A 23,937-nucleotide genomic window follows, 5' to 3' on the forward strand; every position below is an offset into this window, starting at 1 on the left:
GGTGGGCGGTGGTGCGGCGGGCCGGGGGCGGGTGCGTCACAGGATGATCCCGCCGTCGATCTGAAGCACGGATCCGGTGATGTACGCGGACCTGTCGGAGGCCAGGAAGGACACGGCCTCCGCGACCTCCTCCGCGGTGCCGAACCGGCCCAGCGGGATGGCCGCCACGGCGCGGTCCCGCCGGCTGCCGCTGAGGGCGCCGGTCATATCGGTGTCGATCATTCCGGGGGCCACGGTGTTGGCGCGGATGCCGTACCGGCCGACCTCCTTGGCCAGCGCCCGGGTCATGGCGACCATCCCGGCCTTGGAGGCCGAGTAGTTGCCCTGGCCCGGGTTGCCGTAGACCCCGGACACCGACGAGAGGGTGATGATGGAGCCCGACTTGCGCTTGACCATCGGGAACAGCACGGCCCGGCAGACGTGGGCCGCGCCGTCCAGGTTGGTGGAGACGACCGCGTGCCAGTCCTGGTCGGACATCATCAGCATCGGCTTGTCGCGGGTGATGCCGGCGCTGGCCACGGCGACGGCGACCGGGCCCAGCTCGCGCTCGGTGCGCGTGACCCATGCGCGTACGGCCTCGCCGTCGGAGATGTCCAGGCGCTGGGCGAGCGAGCCGACCCCCAGCTCGGCGAGTTCCTTGCCGAGCTGCCGGGCCGCCTCCTCGTCCGAGCGGTAGCAGAAGCTGATCGCGTAGCCGTCCTGGGCCAGCCGCAGCGCGGCCGCCCGGCCGATGCCCCGGGAGCCGCCGCTGACCAGCGCGACCGGAGGCACAGGCGGGATTGGAGCGACCGGCGGTTCCGTGGGGCTCATCGGGCACCGCCCAGCAGCCGCAGCACCGCGCAGGCCACCAGCCCCTCGCGGTCCACCGAGGTGATCACGGCGGCCCGGCCGGCCGAGGCCGGGTCCTCGGCCGCCGTGACCAGGACCCCGGCGAGCTGGAACGCGGCCTGGGCGGAGGCCGTGTCGCCGATGAGCTCGTGGCACACCAGGCGGCCGGCGGCCTCCTGCCCGAACAGCTCGGTGAGCAGCGCCCGTTCGGCGTCTCCCGCGGCGCCGGTCAGCCCGCCGCCGGCCGCCGCCCACACCTCGCCCGGCTCGACGCCGGACTCGGCGAGGGCGTGGCGCACGCTCTCCCGCAGGGTGCCGGGGAGGTCGCCGGTGACGTCCACCCGTACGTCGATCGCCAGGAGTTCGGCGAGCGGCGGACGGTCCTCGGGGAGGGCGTCGGCGGGCTCGACCAGCAGCACCGCGCAGCCCTCCCCCAGCGGCGCGGCCTGATCCTCGTCCGCGCCCCGGCTGTGCCGCTCCAGCCAGGATCGGGTCCCGGAGTACTCCTCCATCGCCCCGACCAGCGCCCGCTCGGCCCGGCCCGCGGCCAGCAGCCGGCGGGCGTAGGCGAGGGCGAGCAGGGCGGCGGGGCGGCCGCCGGCCAGGGTGGTGTTGGGGCCCTTGAGGCCGAAGCGGATGGCGCTGGCCCCGGCCGAGCTGTTCATCAGGGTGTTGGGCATCAGCTGGGCCGGCACGTCGTAGGGCTTCTCCCCGACGAACGAGGCCCGGCTGAAGTTGTGCTGGCCGGCCGCGCCGCCCCAGGTGGTGCCGAGGACGAGCGCGGTCCCGGCCCCGCGGGTCACCGGGCGCTCGTCGGCCTCGGCCTCCGCGAACAGTTCGCGTACGGCGGTGACGGCGAGCCCCATGCCCCGGTCCATGGTGCGGGTGCCGGCCCGGCCCAGGACCGTACGGATGTCGAAGCCGGGCACCAGGCAGGCGGTGGCGTCGGGCGTCTGCCAGGCGTCCGGGTCCGGGGCGGCCGCGGTGGGGCGGCGCGCGGCGATCCCCGCCGCGTACGCCTCCCGCCCCAGCCCGTACGGGGAGACGGCCGACCAGGCGGTGATGACGGCGCGGTCGGTACGGGCGGCGGTACGGGCGGGCGGCCGGTCGTTGGGCCGGTCGTCGGGGGTGACCTCCGTGAGGTGTGCGGGGGTCATCGCTGGTCCTCCTCGTAGCGGCCGAGGACGACGGAGGCGTTGTTGCCGCCGAAGGCCAGGCCGTTGTTGACCACGATCCGCAGGGGCGCCGCGACGGCCTGGTTGGGCACGCAGTCGATGCCGCACTCGGGATCGGTGGAGCGGTGGTTGACGGTGGGCGGGATGAATCCGTGGGCCAGGGCGACGGCCGAGGCCGCGGCGCCCAGGGCGCTGGCCGCGCCCATGGAGTGGCCGAGCATGGACTTCAGGGCCACGGTGCGCGGCGGCCGGTCGCCGAACAGCTCGCGGATCGCGCGGGTCTCGGTGATGTCGTTGGTCTTGGTGCCCGTGCCGTGCGCGGACACCAGATCGACCTCCTCCGGCTTGATCCCGGCGTCGGCGAGCGCGAGGCCCATGCAGCGGGCGACGCTCTCCCGGTCGGGCGCGGTCGGGTGGTGGGCGTCGCAGTTGAGGCCGTAGCCCAGCAGCTCGGCGTAGATCCGGGCGCCGCGCGCCAGGGCCGACTCCAGGGTCTCCAGCAGCAGCACACCGGCGCCCTCGGCGGTGAGCAGCCCCTCGCGGTGGGCGTCGAACGGCCGGCACCGGTCGGAGGCGACCAGGCCGAGCCGGGAGAAGCCGGCGAAGGTACGGCGGGCCAGCGCGTCCGACCCGCCGACCAGCGCGTAGTCGGCCTCGCCGGAGCGTACGGCGTCGAAGCCGTCGCCGATGGCGTAGTTGCCCGCCGCGCAGGCGGTGCCGAGCACGGACGGCACCGCCCGCGGCAGCCGCAGTTCACGGACGACGGCGAGGGCCAGCCGGTGGGCCGGCAGCCGCCGCACCGCGGTCGGGGACAGGCCCTCGGTGCCGAACTCCAGCTCGGACTCGACGAGCCGGTCGAGCTCGCGGGCCTCGCCGTCGGTGGTGCCGATGGTGACCAGGCCACGCCCGCCGCGCAGTTCGTCGAGGCCGAGCCCGGCGTCCCGGACCGCCAGCCGGGTGGCGGCGACGGAGAACTGGGCGGCCCGGCCGAGTTCCTCGAGCGGGGTGTGGTGGATCCACTCGGCCGGGTCGAAGCCCCTGACCTCGTGGGCCAGTTGGCGGCGGAAGCCGGTGGCGTCGAAGAGAGTGATCTCTCCGGCGCCGCACCGGCCTTCGCGCAGCCCCCTGGTGAACTCGGTGACGCCATTGCCGATGCTGGACAGGACCCCGAGTCCGGTCAGCACGACTCGCCGGGCGGTCATCGCGACTCGGCCCGGGAGAGCACCTCGAGGACCGCCTCGAAGTGGATCATGTTTTCCAGTTCGTCCTGCTCGATGGTGACGCCGAAGGCCACCTCCAGGGCGGACAGCATCTCGATCGCGCACAGCGAGTCGGCCCCGTACTCGTCCACGAACAGCCCGGTGCGGGTCAGCTCCTCGCCGTCCAGGTCGAGGGAGTTGGCGAGGATCTCACGGACCTTGTCCTCGGTGGCGGTGTCGATGGTGATGGCGCTCATGGCGAATTCCTCCGTTGGGAAAATGAGTGGTGCGGCGGTGCGGCGGTGCGGTGGGGGGTTGGGCGGTGCTCGGTGGCAGTTGTCGGTTTCAGCGGTCGGGCCGCCTGGCTCAGACCGCGTCGATCAGGCTCTTCGGGCGCAGATCGGTCCAGGTGCGCTCGACGTAGGCCAGGGCCTCCTCACGGCTGGTCTCGGCGAGTACCGCCGTCCAGCCGGCCGGGACCTCGGCGAACGCGGGCCACAGGGAGTGCTGGCCCTCGTGGTTGACCAGGACCAGAAAGGTTCCGGTCTCGTCGTCGAAGGGGTTTGTCATATCCGGGTGTTGTCCTCTCTCGTGTTCCTTTTCCGGCATGGGCATCCCTCGGAGGAAATTCACCATTCTCGTCGGGAGGTCTTCTCGGCTCAGCCGCCGAGCGCTTCGGAAATCACTTTGGCGATATGGGCGGCGGGTTGCGGGGACAGCATTCCGTCGTGGTCGGCGTCGACCTCGTGGCGCACGATGGCGCCCTCGATGTGGGCCGACCAGCGGGCCTCGGTGGGGGCCGGTTCCGGGAGCCCCCGGGTGGCCGCGAAGAGGAGCAGATCTCCGCGGTAGCGGCCCGGGCGGTGGGCCGATCCCAGGCCGCTGAAGTGGCGAATCACCTGGAGGAGATTGCCGAGCTGCGCCTCGTCGAGCTCGGCGAGGGGGTTGCCGTCCCGGGCCAGCAGCGCCAGCACCCCGGCGGCGTCCAGCTTGCCCCCGCCCTCGGCACCGCCCCGCGGATCGAGGCCGCAGCGCAGCAGGACCTGGGCCAGCAGGGCCTGATCGCTCAGGTCATCCTCGGGATCCCGCTCCGCCCCCGGGTAGCCGTCCAGATCGGCCAGCAGCGCCACTTCGCGCCCCTGCGCCTGCAATTGGACGGCCATTTCATGGGCCACCAGCGCTCCGAAAGACCACCCGAGAATATGGTAGGGGCCGTCGGGCTGGATTTCCACCAGACTCCGGATGTAATCCGCTGCCATTTCCCGTACGGAGGCGGGCTGTTGTGCCGGTGCGAGAATTCCGCCCGCCTGGAATCCGTACACGGGGAATTCGATGAGCGCGCCGGCCAGCTCAAGGAACGGCCAGGAGAGGCCGACCCCGCCGTGCACGCAGAACAGCGGCGGGCGCGTCCCTCGGGAGCGGATCGGCAGCACCCGGGCGAAGGCGTCGGCCACTTCCGGCGCCGACCCCGCCGCGGTGGCCGCCGTGGCCAGGCCCGCTGCCGTCCGGTGCAGGAACACATCGGCGGGGGTGAGCCCGACGCCCAGCTCGCGGGCGCGGCCGACCAGCCGGATGGAGCGGATGGAGTCGCCGCCCAGCTCGAAGAAGCTGTCCTCGGCGCCGACCCGCTCGACCCCCAGCACCTCGGCGAAGGCCTGGCACAGCGTCTGTTCCAGCGGGGTGCGCGGCCCGCGGCCGGTGGCCGCGCGGGGCAGCCCGGGCGCCGGCAGGGCCTTGCGGTCCACCTTCGCGTTGGGCGTCAGCGGCATCCGCCCCAGCTCGGTGAAGAACGCCGGGACCATGTAGTCGGGCACCGCGCCCGCCACATGGGCCCGCAGCTCCGCCGGGTCGAGGCCGGGCTCGCCGCGCGGCACGACGTACGCCGCCAGCGAGCCCTCGCGCACGACCACCACCGCCTGCGCCACCCGCGGATGGCTCAGCAGCGTGGCCTCGATCTCGCCCGGCTCGATCCGGAAGCCGCGCACCTTGACCTGGTGGTCGGCCCGGCCCAGATGGTCGAGCGTGCCGTCCGGCCGCCGCCGCACCAGGTCGCCGGTGCGGTACATCCGGGCGCCGGGCACCGGCGAGTACGGGTCGGCGACGAACCGCTGCGCGGTCAGGCCCGGCCGGTCGTGGTAGCCGCGGGCCGGGGCCGCCCCGCCGAGATACAGCTCGCCGGTCACCCCGGCCGGCACCGGCCGCACCGCCGCGTCCAGGACATACGCCCGGTTGCCGGCCAGCGGGCGGCCGATGGGCGGGGTGCCCGTGCCGTCCAGTTCGGCGGCGGTGGACCAGATGGTGGTCTCCGTCGGCCCGTACAGATTGGTCACCCTGCGCGCCGCGCCGTGCAGCGCGGCGGCCAGGTCCTGGCCGATCGCCTCGCCGCCGGTCAGGGCGTGCACCTCGCGCAGCGCCCCCGGGTGCCCGGCCACCAGGGCGTGCCACAGCGTCGGGGTGGCCTGCATGACGGTCGCGCGGGACTCGACCAGCAGCGCGGCCAGCGCCTGCGGGTCCCGTACGGTCGCGGGCGGGGCCAGGACCAGCGTGGCGCCGGAGAGCAGCGGGACGAAGATCTCCAGGTTGGCGATGTCGAAGCCGAAGGTGGTCACCGACACCAGCCGGTCGTCCGCGCCCAGGTCCAGCAGGCGCGAGGTCTCGGCCAGGAAGTTGGCGAAGGCGCCGAGGGGCACGACCACGCCCTTGGGGCGGCCGGTGGAGCCCGAGGTGTAGATGACATACGCGGTGTGGCCCGCGCGCGGCGCGGCACGGCGCTCGTGCGGCCGCAGGTCGTCCGCCGGCAGGGCGCCGATCTCCGCCTGTGCCGACGGGTCGTCCAGCAGCAGATGCGGTGCGGCGGCCAGTCCGGGCACCGCCCGCGCCACCTCACGGTCGGTCAGGGCCAGCACCGGGCGGGCGTCCTCGACCATGGAGACGATCCGGTCCGCCGGGTACGCCGGGTCGATGGGCAGATACGCGGCGCCCGACTTGAGCACCGCCAGCACCGCCACGACCATCTCGGGGGAGCGCGGCAGGGCGATGGCGACCAGCCGGTCGGGGCCCGCGCCCCGGGCGACCAGGGCCCGCGCCAGCCGGTTGGCCCGCTCGTCCAGCTCGCGGTAGCTCGTGGTCCGCCCCTCGAAGAGCAGCGCGGGATGGTCGGGCACAGCGGCCACCCGCGCCTCGAACCGCTCGTACAGCGGCGGTTCCGCCGGGTGCGCGGGTGCGCCGTTCCACTCCTCCAGCAGCCGCTCCCGCTCGCCCGGCAGCAGCGCGTCCGTCTCGCCCAGCCGGCCGTCGGGGGCGGCGGTGAGCCGGTCCAGCAGATGGCACAGCCGGGCGGTGAGCGTGCGCGCGGTCTCCTCGGTGAACAGGTCGGCGCTGTACTCCAGGCGCCCGGCGATCCCGCCCGGTTCCCCGGACCCGGTGTGCTCCTCGGCCAGGTCGAAGGCCAGGTCGAACCGGGCACTGCCGGTGCGCGCCGCCCCGGCGGTCCCGGTGAGGCCCGGCAGCTCCAGCTTCGCCGCCGCGTTGTTCTGGAAGGCCAGCATCGTCTGGAACAGCGCGTGCCGGGCCATCGACCGGGCGGGGGACAGGGCGTCCACGAGCCGCTCGAACGGCAGGTCCTGGTGGGCGAAGGCGGCCAGCGACGCCGAGCGCACCCGGCCCACCAGCTCCCGGAAGGTCGGGTCGCCCGTCAGATCGCCGCGCAGCACCAGGGTGTTGACGAAGAAGCCGACCAGGTCGTCCAGCGCGTCGTCGGTGCGCCCGGCCACCGGGGTGCCCACCGGGATGTCCTCCCCGGCGCCCAGCTTGGACAGCAGCGTGGCCAGCGCCGCCTGCACCACCATGTACAGGCTGGCCCCGCACTCCCTGGCCAGCGCGGCGGCGCGGGCGTGGACGGCGGCGGGGACGGTGAACTCCACGGTGCCGCCCCGGTAGGAGGGCAGTGCGGGGCGCGGGAAGTCGGTGGGCAGCGCCAGCTCGTCCGGCAGCCCGTCCAGCGTCTCGCGCCAGTACGCGAGCTGCTTCGCGGCCAGGGACGCGGGGTCGCCCTCGTCGCCCAGCAGCTCCCGTTGCCACAGCGCGTAGTCCGCGTACTGCACCGGCAGCGGGCTCCACCGCGGCTCCTCGCCGCGCAGCCGGGCCGCGTAGGCGCGGCTGAGGTCCCGGGCCAGCGGGGCGTTGGACCAGCCGTCGCCCGCGATGTGGTGGATGACCGTAACCAGCACGTGGTGGTGGTCGCCCAGTGCGAACAGCGCCGCCCGGAAGGGGAGTTCGCGCGCGAGGTCGAAGCCGCGCGAGGCGAACTCGGCGACCGCGTCGTCCAGCCCGTCCTCGCCGACGTGGTGCACCGGCAGCGTGATCCGCGCCCGGCGGCGGACGCGCTGGTACGGGCCGTCGGCCGCCTCGGGGAAGACGGTGCGCAGCGCCTCGTGGCGCATCACCACATCGCCGAGGGCGGCGCGCAGCGCGGGCCGGTCCAGCTTCCCGGTCAGCCGCAGCGTCCACGGCAGGTTGTAGGTGCCGGACGGGCCCTCGAGCCGGCCCAGGAACCACATGCGCCGCTGGGCGAACGACAGCGGCAGCCGCCTGGGCCGCTCGCCCGCGGTCAGCGCCGGGCGGGCCGCGTCGGCGCCGGTCAGCCGGGCGGCGAGCGCGGCCGGGGTCGGCGCCTCGAAGACCGTACGGAGCGGGACCTCCGCGTCCAGCAGCGACCGCACCCGGCTGATCAGCCGGGTCGCCAGCAGCGAGTGGCCGCCGAGGTCGAAGAAGTCCTCGTCGATGGAGACCCGGTCCAGGCCGAGCACCTCGGCGAACGCCTGGCACAGCAGCTCCTCGCGAGGGGTGCGCGGGCCGCGCCCGGCCGAGGTGGCGATCCCGGGGGCGGGCAGCGCCTTGCGGTCCACCTTGCCGTTGGCGGTCAGCGGCAGGGCGTCCAGCAGGACGAACGCGGACGGCACCATGTACTCCGGCAGCCGCTCGGCGGCCGACGCCCGCGCCGCCACCGGGTCCGCCGCGCCCGCCAGATAGCCGACCAGCCGGCCCTCGCCCCGGGTGTCCTTCGCGACGTTCACCACCGCGTCGGTGACCCCGGGCACGGTGCGCAGCACGGCCTCGATCTCGCCGAGTTCGATGCGATGGCCGCGGATCTTGACCTGGTGGTCGCGCCGCTCCAGGAACTCAAGACGCCCGTCTGCCCGCCGCACCACCCGGTCCCCGGTGCGGTACATCCGCGCCCCGGGCAGCGGCGAGTACGGGTCGGCGACGAACACGGCGGCGGTGCGGCGCGCGTCCCGCAGATAGCCGCGGCCCACCCCGGTCCCGCCGACGTACAGCTCGCCGGGCACCCCGGCGGGCACCGGGCGCAGCCCGTCGGCCAGGACATACAGACCGGTGTTGCGGACCGCCGACCCGATCGGCGCCCGCACCCCGGGCACCTCGCCGGCGTCATGGATCACGGCGTGGGTGACATCGTCCGAGCACTCGGTGGGCCCGTACGCGTTGACCAGCGGAATGCCGGGGAAGTACGCGAACCAGCGGCGGCACAGCTCGGCGGGCAGCGCCTCGCCGGTCACCACCAGGCGGCGCAGCCGGGACAGATCGGGCATCGCCGCGCCCGCGTCCCAGCTGTCGAGTGCCGTCCGCAGCAGCGAGGGCACGACCTCCAGGACGGTGATCCGCTCCGGGCCGACCATCCCGAACAGCTCGGCCGGGTCGGCCCCCGTCCGCTTGGGCACGACCCGCAGCAGACCGCCGACGACCAGCGGGGACAGCATCTGCCACACCGAGATGTCGAAGGTGACGGGCGCATTGTGCACGACCGTGTCACACGCGGTCAGATCCAGGTCCCAGACCTTGGCCAGCAGGTGGTTGACCATGCCCCGGCGGTGCACCATCGCGCCCTTGGGGCGGCCCGTGGAGCCCGAGGTGAAGATGACATACGCCAGGTCGTCGGCGGCCCCGGCCACGGGTACGAGGTCGCTCACGGCGTCGCGGCGGTCGGAGACCGGCAGGACGGGCAGCGCGCCGCCCACCTCGGCGGCGAGCGCGGCGTGTTCGTGGTCGGTCAGCAGCAGGGCCACCCCCGCGTCCGCGACCAGCGCGGCCGTACGGGCGATTGGCGCCGCGACGTCCAGCGGCACCCACGCCGCGCCCGCGCCCAGCGTGCCGAGCACCGCCGTCACAAACCGGGCCCCGGGCGCGGCGAGCACGCCCACCAGCGAGCCGGGTCCGATGCCGAGCCCGGACAACTCCCGGGACAGGGCGCTGCCCCGGGCCACCAGCTCCCGGTAGCTCAGGGTCTCCCGGCCATCGGTGACGGCCGGGGCCTCCGCCTGCTCCCGGGCCAGCGCCCGTACCCGCTCCACCACATCCGCGAACGGGTCCTTGGGCGCCGGGTCGGCGGGCAGGTCCAGGACCCGCTCGCGCTCGCCGGGCAGCAGCGCGTCGAGCTGCCCGAAGGGGCGGTCGGGGTGGTCGAGCAGGGTGCGCAGCAGCCCCGTGAGGCGGTCCATCACCGCGGCCGCCTCGTCGGCGGTGTACAGGTCGGGGGCGTAGCCGACGTCCAGCCGCAGCCGCTCGCCGGGCAGCGCCATCAGGCTCAGCGGATAGTGCGTGGCGTCCTTGGCCTGGAGGGCGGCGATGCGCAGCCCGGGCGCGGGCTCCGCCATCTCGGAGGGGTCGAGCGGGTAGTTCTCGAAGACCAGGACGGTGTCGAACAGCTCCCCGGCGCCCACGGCCTGCTGGATGCGGGTGAGGCTCAGATGCTGGTGCGGCAGCAGGCCGGTCTGCCGGTCCTGGAGCGCGGTGAGGATCTCGGCGAAGGAGCGCGCCGGGTCCAGGTCGACGCGTACCGGCAGGGTGTTGATGAACAGCCCGACCATCGTCTCGACCCCGGGCAGCCCCGGCGGCCGGCCGGAGACCGTGCCGCCGAAGACCACGTCGCGCAGGCCGGTGAGGGTGGAGAGGGTGGCCGCCCAGGCGCCCTGCACCACGGTGTTCAGGGTCAGACCGCGCCCGCGTGCCCAAGCGGTGAGTTCGGCGGTGAACGCCTGGGGCAGCTCCACCGCGTGGTGTCCGGGCAGCGCCGCCGTGAGCCCGGTCGCGGCCGGGGCCACCAGGGTCGGCTCGTCGAGTCCGGTCAGCGCCCCGCGCCACGCCTCCTCGGCGGCGGCCCGGTCCTGCCCGGCCAGATGCGCCAGATAGGACTTGTACGGGGCGGCGGGGGCGAGAGCCGCCGCGTTCCCGCCGTACAGGGTGAACAGCTCGCGCACGATCAGCGGCATGGACCAGCCGTCGAACACCATCTGATGCGCGGTCAGCACCACACGGTGCGCGCCCCCGCCCAGGTCCAGCACGATGAACCGCAGCAGCGGCGGGCGGTGCACGTCGAACCGGCGCACCCGGTCCTCGTCGGTGAGGCGCTCCGCCTCGGCGGCCCGCTCCTCGGGGGCGAGCGAGCGCAGATCGGTCTCGGTCCACGGCACCTCGACGGCGCGCGGGATCAGCTGCACCGGATCGCCGTTCCCGCGGTAGCGGAAGGCCGCCCGCAGATTGGGGTGGCGCTGGAGCAGGGCGGCGGCCGCGGCCTTGAGGCGGCCGGTGTCCAGCGGGCCCTCCAGGTCCAGGACCAGCTGGACGGCGTACACGTCGAGCTCGGCCTGCTGCTCGTACACCGCGTGGAAGAGCAGCCCTTCCTGGAGCGGGGTCAGCGGCAGGACGTCCTGGAAGTTGGACCGCTTGGCGGTGCGCGCCGGCGCTCGAAGCGCGCCTTCCGGTTGACTCAGGGTTCCGCTCACAGAGACCACGCATCCATCTCGTCTTCGAACTCGTCGATCTCGTCCTGGCTCAGCTCCACCAGGTCGACATCGGAAGGTGTGTGTCCGCCCGAATCGGGGCTCTGGGCGTGCAGGGCCAGGGCCCCCAGCGCGCGGAACCAGGCCTCGGCGATGGCCCGCGCGTCCTCCTCCGGCAGGAGCTCGGCCGCCCAGGTCCAGGCGGCGACCAGCCGCGGCCCGTCCGGCCCGTCCTCGGTGCGGGCGTTGAGGCCGAGCACGTGCGGCAGCGGCAGGGACGGGTCCGCGCCGGCCGCGACCAGCGCCGCCTCCGGGGCGACCGACCAGTCCTCGGCCACCGGGGCGGGCAGCCGCCCCAGGTAGTTGAAGCCCAGCTGCGGCGGGCCGGCCGCGACCAGCTCGGGCGCCGTGTCCGGGGCGAGCCGCCGCAGCAGCCCGTGGCCCAGGCCGTGGTCGGGCAGGGCGCGCAGCTGCTCCTTGACCGACTTGAGGACCAGCCCGGCGGCGGGCCCGCCCGACCAGGCCTCGGCCCAGACGGAGTCGTGCACGAGGTGCGAGCCCACCTCCAGCCGGGCCGGGCAGGTGGTGGTGAACCAGCCGACGGTCCGGCTCAGATCCACCCCCTCCGTGAACTCCTCGCGGCCGTGGCCCTCCAGCTCCACGAGCACCGCCGAGCTCTCCTCGCCCCTGCGCCGCCGCCAGTCGGCCACGGCCAGCGCGAGACCCGCCAGCAGCACGTCGTTGGCCTCGGTGTGGAAGGCCGCCGGGACCTCGGTCAGCAGCGCCGCCGTGGTGGCGGTGTCCAGGGTCAGCCGCAGGGTGCGGGCGGTGGCCGCGGTGTCCCGGGCGCGGTCGAGCGGGCGCGCGCCCAGCAGCGGGTCGGGGGTGGCCACCACCTCGCGCCAGAAGGGGAGTTCGGCGCCGCGGCGCACGGTGCGCGCCTCGGCCGCCAGCAGCCCGGACCAGTGGCGCAGCGAGGTGCCCACCGGCTGGAGCGCCACCGGGGTGCGGTGGGTGACCGCCTCGTACGCCTGTGCCAGGTCGGGCAGCAGGATCCGCCAGGACACCCCGTCGACGACCAGGTGGTGCAGGGCCAGCAGCAGCCGCCCGGGGCGGCCGGGGCCCGCGTCGAACCACACCGCCCGGACCACGACGCCCGCCCGCGGGTCGAGCCGGGCCTGGGCCGCGGCGGCCGAGCCGGCCACGGCCTCCGCGAGGGACTCCTCGGGCAGTGAGGCGACGCCCACGCGGCTCAGCAGCTCCTTGGCCCGCACCGCGCCGGGCTCGGCGATCCGCAGCGTCCAGCGTCCGTCAGCGGATTCAAGGCTCATCCGCAGCGCGTCATGGTGGTCGAGCAGGGCCTGGAGCGCCGCGGCCAGGGTGGCCTGGGAGGCGCCGGCCGGGGTGCGGATCACGACCGCCTGGTGGAATCCGGCGAACTCCGCTTCCTGGGACAGGTCCTGGAGCCAGTGCGCGATCGGGGTGGGCGCCAGGGTGCCGACGCCGTCGTCCGTGCCGAGCACCACGTGTTCGGCGGCGGGCCTGGCGGCGGCGGCGAGCGCGGCGGGGGTGCGATGGGTGAACACGTCCTGCGCGGTGATCAGCAGCCCGGCCTTGCGGGCCCGGCCCACCAGCTGGATCGAGACGATGGAGTCGCCGCCCAGGTCGAAGAAGCTGTCGTCGGCGCCGGCCCGCTCCAGGCCCAGGACGTCGGCGAAGACCTGGCACAGCGTCTCCTCCTGCGCGGTGACCGGCGCCCGGCCGGTGGCGCGGGCGGTGAAGTCGGGTGCGGGCAGCGCCTTGCGGTCCAGCTTTCCGTTGCCGGTCAGCGGCAGGGCGTCCAGCGTGACGAAGGCGGTGGGGACCATGTAGTCGGGCAGCCGCCCGGCCAGCCGTTCCCGTAGCCGCGCCGCGTCAGGCGCCTCGCCCCCGGCCGGGACGACATACCCGACCAGGCGCTTCTCCCCGGGCCGGTCGGAGCGCACGATCACCGCGGCCCGGGCGATGCCGGGGTCCGCGAGCAGGGCGCTCTCGATCTCCCCGGGCTCGATCCGGAAGCCGCGCAGCTTGACCTGGTCGTCCGAGCGGCCGATATAGTCCAGCGTGCCGTCGGGCAGCCAGCGCACCAGGTCCCCGGTGCGGTACATGCGCGCCCCCGGCTCCCCGTACGGATCGGCGACGAACCGCTCCGCGGTCAGCCGCGCCCGCCCCAGATAGCCGCGGGCCAGCCCGGCGCCCGCCATGTACAGCTCCCCGGTGACGCCGACCGGCACCGGCCGCAGCGAAGCGTCCAGCACCCGCACCTGTTTGCCGGCCAGCGGGCGGCCGACGGGCGGTTTGACGGCCCCGGCGAGCGGCTCGCTGAGGGTGGCGCACACCGTGGTCTCGGTGGGCCCGTACGCGTTGATCATCCGGCGTCCGGCCGACCACCGCTCCACCAGCTCGGGCGGGCAGGCCTCGCCCGCCATGATGACCGTGATCCCCTCCGGCATCGGCAGCTCCTCGGGCCACGCGGAGAGCACGGTCGGCGGCAGGCAGACCACGTCGATACGGGCCTCGGTGATCAGCGCGGCGAGCGGTTCGCCGGGCGCCCGGTCCGCCTCGGAGGCCAGCACCAGCACCGCGCCGGTGAGCAGCGAGGTGCACACCTCCCAGGCGGCGGCGTCGAAGCTGAACGAGGCGAACTGGAGCACCCGGGTGCCCTCGCGCACCCCGAACGGCTCGCCCTGCGCGGCCAGCGCCACCACATTGGCGTGCGGCACGACCACGCCCTTGGGGCGGCCGGTGGAGCCCGAGGTGTAGATGACGTACGCGGGGTGCTGGGGCGTCAGCCGCGCCCGCCGGTCGGCGTCCGTCGGGCCGTGCGCGGGGGCCGTGGCCAGCGCGGCGGCGGTCTCCGGCGCGTCCAGCGCGACGATCCCCTCCGTCCGCCGGAACGCTCCCGCCCGCTCCACCGTGGTCAGCACCGCGGCCGGCCGGGCGTCGTTGACCACGTAGTCGACGCGGTCCTGCGGATACGCCGGGTCGACCGGCAGATACGCCGCACCGGCCTTGAGCACCCCGAGCACCGCCACCACCGCTTCGACCGTGCGGGGCAGGACCAGCGCGACGGTGTCCTCGGGGCCCACGCCCAGCGAGATCAGATGGTGGGCGAGCCGGTTGGCCCGCTCGTCCAGCTCCCCGCGGGTGACCGGGCCCACGCCCGTGGCCAGCAGCGCCGTACGGCCCGGATCCGCCGCCACCCGGGCCGCGAACAGCTCGGGGAGCGTGGCCGCTTCGGGCGCCCGGGCACCGCCGCCGGCCCATGGGCCGAGGATCCGCGCGGCCTCCTCGGGCAGCAGGGCGTCCAGCCGGCTCAGCGGCCGGTCCGGCCCGGCGGTGGCCTTGCGCAACAGCTCCACCAGCCGTTCGGCGATCACCGCGGCGCTCGCCTCGGTGAACAGGTCCGCGCTGTACTCCAGCTGTCCGCCGATGCCCCCCGGCGCGCCGCCGTCCGTGTGCTCCTCGGCGAGCTCGAAGGCCAGGTCGAAGCGGGCGGTGCCGGTGGGCACCGGGGCCATGGTGGTGGTCAGGCCCGGCAGCCCGAAGTCGGCGGGCGCGTTGTTCTGGAAGGCCAGCATCACCTGGAACAGCGGCTGCCGCGACAGCGAACGGGCCGGGCCGACCGCATCGACCAGCGCCTCGAACGGCACGTCCTGATGGTCGAAGGCCGCCAGGTCGGCGTCGCGCGCCCGCCCCACCAGCTCCCGGAACGTCGGGTCGCCGGAGACATCGGTGCGCAGCACCAGCGTGTTGACGAGAAAGCCGACCAGCCCTTCGAGCGCCGCCTCGCCGCGCCCCGCGACCGGCGTGCCCAGCGGGATGTCCTCCCCGGCGCCCAGCTTGGACAGCAGCGCCGCGAGCGCCGCCTGGAGCACCATGAACACGCTGGCCCCGGACGAGCGCGCCAGCTTCGTGACGGCCGCGTGCAGCTCGGGCTCCAGGCGGAAGTCCACGGTGCCGCCCCGGTAGGAGGGCACGGCGGGGCGCGGGAAGTCGGTGGGCAGCTCCAGCCCGTCCGGCAGCCCCGCCAGCGCCTCGCGCCAGAAGGCGAGCTGCCGCGCGGCCAGGCTGTCCGGGTCCTTCTCGTCGCCCAGCAGCTCCCGCTGCCACAGCGTGTAGTCGGCGTACTGGACCGGCAGCGGCCGGTACGCGGGCGCCCGGCCGCGCACCCGCGCCGCGTACGCCTGGCGCAGATCCTGGGCCAGCGGCAGCACCGACCAGCCGTCGCCCGCGATGTGGTGCAGCACGACCAGGAGTACGTGCTCCTCCCCATATACGGCTCGGTTCGCCTCCGGGGCGCCACAGCCTCCCCCAGCTACCGCTGGGAGGTGTCCCCGGCCGGCGCCGAGCCGGAACAGCTCGGCGCGCAGCGGCAGTTCCGCCGCGAGGTCGAACGGGCGCGCCGCCCGCTCGGCGAGCAGCGACTCCAGCTGGTCCTCGGCCGCCTCGGTCACCGGCAGGCCCGGCCGGGCCACCTCGGCGGCCAGTACGACCTGGGTGGCGCGCCCGTCCACCTCGGGGAAGACGGTGCGCAGGCTCTCGTGCCGGGCGACCACGTCGGCCAGCGCCTCGGCCAGCGCGCCGGTGTCCAGCTCGCCGGAGAGCCGCAGCGCCCTCGGCAGGTGGTAGGTGGCGCCGCGGTTGTCCAGGTGGCCGAGGAACCACAGCCGCTGCTGGGCGAAGGACAGCGGCAGCTCGGCGGGGCGGTCCGCCGCGACGAGCGCGGGGCGCGCCTGCCCGGCGCCGTCCAGCGAGGCGGCGAGCCGCTCGACGGTGGGCGCGTCGAACAGCGCCCTGATGGGCAGTTCGATGCCGAGCAGCACCCGCAGCCGGCTGATCACCTTGGTGGCGAGGAGCGAGTGGCCGCCGAGCCCGAAGAAGTCGTCGTCGATGGACACCCGCTCCAGTTTCAGCACATCGGCGAAGAGCTGGCACAGCACCTCCTCGCGCGGGGTGCGCGGGGCGCGGCCCGAACCCGCCGCGGCGGCCGCGAAGTCCGGCTCGGGGAGCGCCTTGCGGTCCACCTTGCCGTTGACGGTCAGCGGCAGGGCGTCCAGTACGACGAACGCGGCGGGCACCATGTAGTCGGGCAGTGCGCCGGCCACCCGGTCCCGCGCGGCGACCACATCGGCGGAGCCGGACAGGAAGGCCGCCAGCCGGGAGTTTCCCTCGCGGTCCACGGCCACGGTCACCACCGCGTCGACGACCCCGGGCACCTCGCGCAGCACGGACTCGATCTCGCCGAGTTCGATGCGATGGCCGCGGATCTTGACCTGGTGGTCGACGCGCTCCAGGAACTCCAGTTGGCCGTCCGGCCGGTGCACCACCCGGTCCCCGGTGCGGTACATCCGGGCGCCGGACACCGGGGAGTACGGGTCCGCCACGAACACGGAGGCGGTGCGGCGCGAGTCGTCGAGATAGCCGCGGCCCACCCCGAACCCGCCGACGTACAGCTCGCCGGGCACCCCGGCGGGCACCGGGCGCAGCCCGTCGCCGAGTACGTACAGGCTGGTGTTGCGCACCGCCGAGCCGATCGGCGCCCGCACCGGGCCCAGGTCGTCCTCGGAGCGGATGAACGCGTGGGTGACGTCGTCCGAGCACTCGGTGGGCCCGTACGCGTTGACCAGCGGAACGCCGGGGTAGTGCGCGAGCCAGCGGCGGCACAGGTCCGCGGGCAGGGTCTCGCCGGTGACCACCAGATGGCGCAGCGCGGCCAGTTCGGGCCGGGACGCCCCGGCGTCCCACTCGTCCAGGGCCACCCGCAGCAGCGAGGGCACCACTTCGAGCACGGTGATCCCCTCGGTGTCGGCCAGGGCGAACAGCGTCTGCGGATCGCCGGCCACCTCGCGGGACACCACCCGGGTGCGGCCGCCCACGACGAGCGCGGACAGCATCTGCCAGATGGAGATGTCGAAGGTGACGGGGGCGTTGTGGACCACCGAGTCGGCGGCGGTCAGATCCAGGTCCTCGACCTTGGCGAGAAGGTGGTTGACCATGCCGTGGCGGTGGACCATCGCGCCCTTGGGGCGGCCGGTGGAGCCCGAGGTGAAGATCACGTAAGCCAGGTCGTCGCCCTTGCCCGCGACCGGTAGCAGATCCGCCGCGGCATTCCCGGAGCCCTCCGCGCCCGGTCCGGTCGCGTCCAGCTCGATCACCTGGGGCCAGCCGCCGCACGCGGCCAGCGCCTGGTGGGCGAACCCCTCCTGGTCCCGGCCGAACAGCAGCGCCCGCGCGCCGCTGTCGGCCAGCAGGGAGGCCCCGCGGGCGACGGGGGCCCGTACGTCGAGCGGCACCCACGCGGCGCCCGCGCCCAGCACGCCGAGCAGGGCGGTCACAAAGGCCGCGCCGGGCCCCGCGGCCAGCGCGACCAGCGAGCCGGGTCCGAGCCCTGCGGTGGTCAGGGTGCGGGACATGGCGTCGGCGCGGGCGACCAGCTCGGCGTAGCTCAGCCGGGTCGCGCCGTCGTCGACGGCCACCGCGTCCGGGGTCAGCCCGGCCAGCTCGCGGACCCGTTCCACCACGTCGGTGAAGCCGTCGGTGCGCTCGGTGGCGTTCCGGTCGACCAGCAGCCGCTGCCGCTCGGCGGGCAGGGTGACGTCCACGCGGCCCAGCGGGAGGCCGTCCGCGCCGTGCGCGAAGGCCTCGATGGCGGCGAGCAGCCGGTCCTGATGCGCGGTCAGCTCGGCTTCGGTGTACAGGCTGGAGTTGGCGTCCAGGCGGACCGTCCAGCCCGCGTCCGGCGTGTCCAGGTAGATGATCTGGAGATCGGGCACCGGGCCGGTGGACAGGTTGTGCAGCCGGCCCGTGCAGGAGTCGCCGAAGGCGAAGTCGGCGCCGGACTCCAGCACATTGACGGTGGGCCCGTACGTGGTGTCCGCGTCCCCCGTGAGGCCCAGTTCGCGCCGCAGCTCGTCGCCGCGGTACCGCTGGTGGCGGACGGTGGCGCGCAGCTGGGCGGCGGTGTGCGCGAGCAGCCCGGCGCGGGTCATCGAGGGGCGCACCGACAGGGCCAGCGGCAGGAAGTTGGCGCGCATCCCGGGCACGGCCCGCGCGGTGGCGGTCGTCCGGGCGGGCACCGGGAGGGTCAGCAGCACCTCTCCGTCGCCGCTGGCCCCGGCGGCCCATGCGGCGGTGGCCGCGATCAGTGTGGTGGGCCAGGTGACCCGCGCCTGCCAGGCCAGCTCGCCCAGCCGCGCCACGGTGGCGGCGGGCAGCGGGGCGGTGCGGCGCAGGGTGTGGCGGGCGTGTTCCGGGCGCCTCGGGGACAGCCGGGTGGGCTCGGGGGCGGCCTCGAACCGCCCGGCCCAGAACCGCGCGTCGCGCTCGTACGCCCGCGAGGCGTGGTACGCCTCCTCGTCGGCGAGCAGCTCGGCGAGCGGCGGCAGCGGGTCCGTGGCGTCCGCTCCGTCGTGGCCGCCCTCGGCCGCCTCATTCCGGTAAAGCGCGGCCAGCCGCTGGTGGAACACCGCCCGGCTGAACCCGTCCATATGGATGTGGTTGGTCCGGGCGTAGAGCCTGACCCGCCGCAGGCCGAGCAGATGCAGCTCGCTGTGGAAGGCCTCGGCGCCCAGGGACGAGGGGAGCCGCAGGTCTTCGCGCATCCGGTGGCGGGACGCGGCGTCGGGGTCGGTGGCGGCCCGGAAGTCCCGCACCGCCAGCGTGCGCTCCCCGAGCGGGTGGATCGTCTGCACGGGCTCGCCGCCGCGTTCGGTGAACCGGGCCCGCAGACACTCCGTTTCGCGGATCAGCCGCCACCAGGCGCGCTCGAACCGGGCCAGGTCCAGCGGCCCGTTCAGGTCGAGGTGGTCGGCCATGGTGAAGACCGGGTTGCCGGGGTCGAGCGCTTGCGCGTACCACATCTCCCGTTGCGCACCGGAGAGCGGCAGTTCGAAAAAGGCGGTCTCTCTCATCGTCAGTGCACTCCTGATGTGACGGCGCCCGGACGGGGGGCCGGCTCCAGTGCGGCCGGCCCGTAGACGTCCTGGACCCAGGTGGGCCGGTAGATGGTGTCCAGGTAGCGGTCGCCGAGATCCGGCGAGATGGCCACGGCGGTGACGTCCCGGCCCGGGCGGTGTTCGGCCAGCCACTTCACGGCGCCGTTGACGACGGTGCCGGTGGAGCCGCCGAACAGAAAGCCGCTGCGGGCCAGGGCGTGACAGGTGCGGACGGTGTCGACCTCGGGGACCAGCACCATGTCGTCGACGTACCGCGGGTCGAACAGGGCGGGCCGCACTCCGGCGCCCAGGCCCGGGATCATGCGGGGGCCGGCCGGGGCACCGAAGGTGACCGAGCCGACGCTGTCGATGCCGACGATGGTGACGGGGGAGTTCGGCTGCTCCTTGAAGTAGCGCGCGCAGCCCATGAGGGTGCCCGTGGTGCCCGCCCCGACGAACAGCACGTCCAGGTCGGGAAACTGCTTTTCGATCGCGGGCGCGGTGGTGCGGTAGTGCGCCTTCCAGTTGTTCTGGTTGGCGTGCTGGTTCAGCCAGACGTAACGCGGATCCGTGGTGCAAAGACCGCGTACGAAATCGAGGCGAGCCCCGAGAAAGCCGCCGGTGGCGGAGGGCTCCGTGATGACGTGCACCTCGCTGCCGAGCGATTCGATGACCTGCCGGGTCGACAGGTTGGTTCGTGAGTCCACCACGCAGATGAACCGGTAGCCCTTGGCCGCGGCGATCACGCTGAGCGCCATACCGAGGTTTCCCGAAGAGGACTCGACCAGGATCGATTCGGGGCCCAGGAGCCCGCCGCGCTCCGCGGCTTCGATCATGGACGCGGCGGCCTTGAGCTTCACCGAGCCGGCGAAGTTGAACCCCTCGCACTTCAGGTAGAGCGGATGACCGAACATCTCCCGCAGGTCCACGAAGAGGTCTTCCTCGTTGAACTCCTGCGGCGTCGTGATGATGGGCACGAGGCCTTCCCCCTGATCGCCGTATCCGTCCCGCCGCTCAGTCCCAGCCCACGTCGGACTTGTCGGCCGGCCTGCGGTCCCGGCCGGCGCCCGGCCCGTTCGCCGGCGCGCTGTCCCAGCCCACGTCGGGGCGGTGCGCCCCGACCAGGTCCCAGCCGACCTCCGGTGAGGCGAGGACTCTGTCCCAGCCGACGCCCGGAGCGGTCTGGGCGGTGGCGAGAATGACGGCTCCGAAAGCGAGCGAGATGAAGGCATTCATGCGAGCGGAGGAGTTATTGGCGGCAGGCATGAGTATTCCCTTTTCTCTGGGATTTGGTTGGTCTCGAATATTGGAATCGAGAATTCCAGAATGGATTTTGAATTCTCGTCCGGTGTTACGAGTCTGTACCGCTGTAGACCCGGTGTCATGTGTTTACGCTGTCAGGGTCCTGCGGTGGCCGGAGAATGCCAGGGGGTATTTGGGTTTCCCCTAGACTTAGCCTCGACGGCCTTCCCACTCCCAGCCCCGGAGTTCATCCTGGGCAAGCAAGCGGTCCACGATGCGGACGGCGGTGGCCTCAGCTCGTTCAGCGGAAGCGGCACAGAGAAAGAGGACGGTGCCGGCGCCCTCCAGATCGGTCTCGGCATAGACGTGCTCGAGACCGTCGTCCGGCTCGGCGGCGGCGAACACCAGGGCTCGCAGCTGCCCTGCGTCCACGATCGTACGGCCGCGCAGCATGCGTCCCATGACGATGTACATGGCCACCTCTCACGGTTCGATGCCGGGCTGCCGAAGGACAGGTGAATTAATCAACTACCGCGCGGTCACACCCCGTTCGTGCCGTAACATGCAGGAGAATGATCGGGACGTAGGGGTGGGTTTCGATCACGCGCGGGGGGCGCGGGGACGAGGGAGTACACACGTGCTGGAGATCCTCGGTGTCAGTTCCGCGGCCGAGAGCGTGTACCGAGCGATGCTGGGCCGGCCCGAACTCGGCGTATCGGACCTGGCCGGACATCTCGGCTGGGCTGAGGAGCAGGTCAGGAGCGCCCTGGACGAACTGGCCGGGCTCTCCCTGGTGCGCCAGTCCGACCAGCGGCCCGGCGGGCTCTTATTGATCAATCCGGAGATCAGCCTGGTGTCTCTGCTGGCGCGCCAGGAGGTCGAACTGACCCAGCGGCAGCAGGAGATCATCTCCGGTCGGCTCGCCATCAGCAAGATCGTCGCCGAATACGTCGACGGCGTCCAGAACAAGCGCCGGGTGGACGTCGAGGAGCTGAGCGGCATCGACATGGTCCGGGTCCGGCTCGAGGAGCTGGCCCATGACTGCACCTCCGAAATCATGGAATTCACCACCGGCGGGGGGCAGTCGGCCGAGTCCCGGCAGGCCAGCAGGCCGATCGACCAGGCACTCCTGGAGCGCGGCGTGCGCATGCGCTGCGTGTATCTGGAGAGCGTGGTCAACCACCCCCAGACCGTGTCCTATCTGGACTGGCTGACCGGCCTCGGCTGCCGGGTCCGGGTGGTCCCCTCGTTGCCGCTGCGCATGGTCATCTTCGACCGGCAGGCGGCCGTCGTGCCCAGCAACCCCGACGACACCGCCGTCGGGGCGCTGCTGCTGCGCGGCACCGGGCTGGTCTCCGCCCTGTGCGCGCTGTTCGAACACATCTGGGAAGAGGCCCCGCCGTTCGGCTCCACGCGCCGGCGCGACGAGGACACCGGGCTCACCAGTCAGGCCCGCGCCGTGCTGAGCCTGCTGGCCCAGGGCCACACCGACGAGGTGGTGGCCCGCAAGATGGGCATCTCGGTGCGGACCGCCCGCCGGATCACCGCGGAGCTGATGACCCAGCTCGGCGCCCGCAGCCGCTTCCAGGCCGGTGTGATCGCCGGCGAGCGCGGCTGGCTCCAGGGCAGCACGGACGGGTCCTCGGAACCGGAGTGACCGGCGGGGTCTCCCCACGGTCAGCGCACAGCCGCCGTGCGGAAGGTCCGCAGGGCCACCGGGATCAGGACGGCGATCAGCGCGCCCACCGTGATGACCGAGACCAGCACCGGATGCTGCATCGGCAGGCTGCCGCCCGTTGACGCGGGCGCGTTGCCCCACAGCACCCGGCAGGCCTCGGACACCGTGCTGACCGGGTTCCACTCCACCACCGTGCGCAGCCAGCCGGGCAGCCCGGACAGCGGCATGAAGGAGTTGGACATGAACGACAGGATGACCAGGGCCAGCGCCGAAATGCCGTTGATGGCCTCCATGTTGCGCAGCACCATCCCCAGCAGCGCGCCCAGCCACAGCATCGCGTACGCGAAGGCCAGCAGCAGCGCGAAGCCGCCGGCGATGGACAGCGGCCCGGCGTCGGTGCGCCAGCCGACCAGCAGCCCGACCGCCCCCACCGCGACCATGCTGATGGCCACCGGCACGAGATCGGCCGTGGTGTGGCCGACCAGCACCGAGGACCGCGCCATCGGCAGCGAACGGAACCGGTCGATCAGCCCCTTGCCCAGGTCCGAGGCCACCCCGAGCGCGGTGATCCCGATGCAGGTGAGCCCGATCTGGGCGAACACCCCGGCCATCACGTAGTCGTGGTATTCGACCCCTCCGCTGTTCTTGATGGTCACGACGCTGGCGAACAGATAGCCCAGGATCACCACCATGGCCACCGGCGTCAGGGCCACCGCGATCAGCTTCTCGGGCGTTCTGCGCAGATGCCTCAGATGCCGCCCGGTCAGCGCCAGCACATCCCCGACGGCCGCCATGCGACCCATCCCGGCCACCCCCGTCACGCCGCTCATGACCCGTCCTCCGCGGTGGTTGTGGTGTGTTCCCCGGTGAGGTGGAAGAACACGTCGTCGAGCGAGGGGCGGCGCAGGGCGAAGTCGACGACATCGGCCCCGCTGGCCTCCAGCGCCGTCGCGGCGGCCGCGATGGCGCCCATCCGGTCCGTCAGCTGGACGGAGATCCGGTGGCCCGCCTCGTCCACGGTGGGGCTGGCGACGGCCACCGGCCCCAGCGCGGACAGCGCCGCGGGGAGGTCCCCGGCGGTGGCCACGGCCACCTCCAGCCACTCCTCGCCGACCTTCTGCTTGAGCTCGTCCGGGGTGCCCTCGGCCAGGGTGCGGCCCGCGGCGAAGACCATGATCCGGTCGGCCAGGAAGTCGGCCTCCTCCAGGTACTGCGTGGTCAGCAGCACGGTCACCCCCTGGGCGACCTGCTCGCGCACCATCTGCCACAGCACCATCCGGCTGGCCGGGTCGAGCCCGGTCGTCGGCTCGTCGAGGAACAGCACGCTCGGCGAGGAGATCAGACAGGCCGCCAGGTCCAGCCGGCGGCGCATCCCGCCGGAGTAGGTGCGCACCGGACGCTCCGCGGCCCCGGTCAGCTCGAACGCCGTCAGCAGCTCGTCCGCCCGCTGCCGGGCCCGCTTGCGGCCCAGCCGCAGCAGCGTGCCCAGCAGGACCAGGTTCTCCCGGCCGGTGAGCAGCTCGTCCACGGCCGCGTACTGGCCCGCCAGGCCGATCCTGCGGCGCACCTCGCGCTGTTCGCGTACGACGTCGAAGCCCGCGACCCGGGCGCTGCCGGAGTCCGGTTCCAGCAGCGTGGCCAGTAACCGGACGGTGGTGGTCTTGCCCGCGCCGTTGTGCCCGAGCAGTCCGAGCACGGTTCCGGCCCGCACTTCGAGATCCACTCCCGCGAGCGCCTGGTGATTTCCGTAGCGCTTTCCAAGATTCTCTGCCGCGATGGCGATATCCACGAATCCCCCTCTCCCAGCTTCCTTTTCGGTGGAAAGTTCGATGGAAATCCGAATTCCCTTCGAAGCCTGGGAGTTCGGGTGTCAACTGCTGGGGAAATGTAGCAGCGGAATCGCATACCTGGTGCCCGATATGCCCGGATCGTGGTGGCAGTACTCTGCAAGCGCAGCTTGCTGCAAGCTCCATGCCCGCCACGGCCTCTGATCAGCGCCTAGCGTTTTGGGTAATCCCCCACAGCCTCCGCGGCTACGGGGCA

13 protein-coding genes are annotated in these 23,937 nt (G+C 73.7%); 1 reads left to right on the forward strand and 12 read right to left on the reverse strand.

Annotated features, from left to right (window positions below; genetic code table 11):
- Positions 1 to 36 precede the first annotated feature (36 nt).
- The 10 genes from fabG to ACH4S9_RS01335 form a co-directional block, all read right to left on the reverse strand.
- Positions 37 to 810, reverse strand: coding sequence for a 3-oxoacyl-ACP reductase FabG (fabG, locus tag ACH4S9_RS01290; RefSeq protein ID WP_398369058.1), 774 nt, complete (start codon positions 808 to 810; stop codon positions 37 to 39).
- Positions 807 to 1,985 (reverse strand): beta-ketoacyl synthase N-terminal-like domain-containing protein, encoded by a 1,179-nt coding sequence (locus ACH4S9_RS01295; protein ID WP_398369060.1) that lies wholly within the window; start codon positions 1,983 to 1,985, stop codon positions 807 to 809. The genes fabG and ACH4S9_RS01295 overlap by 4 nt, the downstream gene beginning before the upstream one ends.
- Positions 1,982 to 3,205, reverse strand: a complete 1,224-nt coding sequence (locus tag ACH4S9_RS01300) for a beta-ketoacyl-[acyl-carrier-protein] synthase family protein (RefSeq protein ID WP_398369062.1) — start codon at positions 3,203 to 3,205, stop codon at positions 1,982 to 1,984. The genes ACH4S9_RS01295 and ACH4S9_RS01300 overlap by 4 nt, the downstream gene beginning before the upstream one ends.
- Positions 3,202 to 3,459: a phosphopantetheine-binding protein gene (locus ACH4S9_RS01305; protein ID WP_311730754.1), complete on the reverse strand. Its 258-nt coding sequence runs from the start codon at positions 3,457 to 3,459 to the stop codon at positions 3,202 to 3,204. The genes ACH4S9_RS01300 and ACH4S9_RS01305 overlap by 4 nt, the downstream gene beginning before the upstream one ends.
- Positions 3,460 to 3,568: 109 nt before the next feature.
- Positions 3,569 to 3,772, reverse strand: a complete 204-nt coding sequence (locus tag ACH4S9_RS01310; RefSeq protein ID WP_311730753.1) for an MbtH family protein — start codon at positions 3,770 to 3,772, stop codon at positions 3,569 to 3,571.
- An 89-nt stretch (positions 3,773 to 3,861) separates the two neighbouring features.
- Complete coding sequence (locus ACH4S9_RS01315; protein ID WP_398369065.1) at positions 3,862 to 11,001, reverse strand: amino acid adenylation domain-containing protein; 7,140 nt, start codon at positions 10,999 to 11,001, stop codon at positions 3,862 to 3,864.
- Positions 10,998 to 18,950 carry an amino acid adenylation domain-containing protein gene (locus ACH4S9_RS01320; RefSeq protein WP_398369067.1) on the reverse strand — a complete coding sequence of 2,651 codons (7,953 nt, stop codon included), beginning with the start codon at positions 18,948 to 18,950 and terminating at the stop codon, positions 10,998 to 11,000. Before ACH4S9_RS01320 ends, ACH4S9_RS01315 begins: the two co-directional genes overlap by 4 nt.
- A gap of 2 nt (positions 18,951 to 18,952) precedes the next feature.
- A complete protein-coding gene (sbnA, locus tag ACH4S9_RS01325) occupies positions 18,953 to 19,951 on the reverse strand; it encodes a 2,3-diaminopropionate biosynthesis protein SbnA (RefSeq protein ID WP_398369069.1) in 999 nt (332 codons plus the stop codon).
- 37 nt (positions 19,952 to 19,988) lie between these two features.
- Positions 19,989 to 20,240: a hypothetical protein gene (locus tag ACH4S9_RS01330; RefSeq protein WP_398369071.1), complete on the reverse strand. Its 252-nt coding sequence runs from the start codon at positions 20,238 to 20,240 to the stop codon at positions 19,989 to 19,991.
- Positions 20,241 to 20,426: 186 nt separating this feature from the next.
- Positions 20,427 to 20,690, reverse strand: a complete 264-nt coding sequence (locus tag ACH4S9_RS01335) for a hypothetical protein (RefSeq protein ID WP_358847440.1) — start codon at positions 20,688 to 20,690, stop codon at positions 20,427 to 20,429.
- Between the two features lie 163 nt (positions 20,691 to 20,853).
- Between ACH4S9_RS01335 and ACH4S9_RS01340 the strand changes: the two genes are divergently transcribed.
- A complete protein-coding gene (locus ACH4S9_RS01340) occupies positions 20,854 to 21,873 on the forward strand; it encodes a LuxR C-terminal-related transcriptional regulator (RefSeq protein WP_398369073.1) in 1,020 nt (339 codons plus the stop codon).
- Between the two features lie 20 nt (positions 21,874 to 21,893).
- Here ACH4S9_RS01340 and ACH4S9_RS01345 read toward each other — a convergent pair whose 3' ends face one another.
- Together ACH4S9_RS01345 and ACH4S9_RS01350 are read right to left on the reverse strand one after the other, a co-directional pair.
- Complete coding sequence (locus ACH4S9_RS01345) at positions 21,894 to 22,724, reverse strand: ABC transporter permease (RefSeq protein ID WP_358847442.1); 831 nt, start codon at positions 22,722 to 22,724, stop codon at positions 21,894 to 21,896.
- Complete coding sequence (locus ACH4S9_RS01350) at positions 22,721 to 23,683, reverse strand: ATP-binding cassette domain-containing protein (RefSeq protein WP_398369076.1); 963 nt, start codon at positions 23,681 to 23,683, stop codon at positions 22,721 to 22,723. The genes ACH4S9_RS01345 and ACH4S9_RS01350 overlap by 4 nt, the downstream gene beginning before the upstream one ends.
- Positions 23,684 to 23,937: the final 254 nt, after the last annotated feature.

The organism is Streptomyces sp. NPDC021225 (assembly GCF_044332865.1).
In the GTDB taxonomy this organism is placed as follows: Bacteria; Actinomycetota; Actinomycetes; order Streptomycetales; family Streptomycetaceae; genus Streptomyces.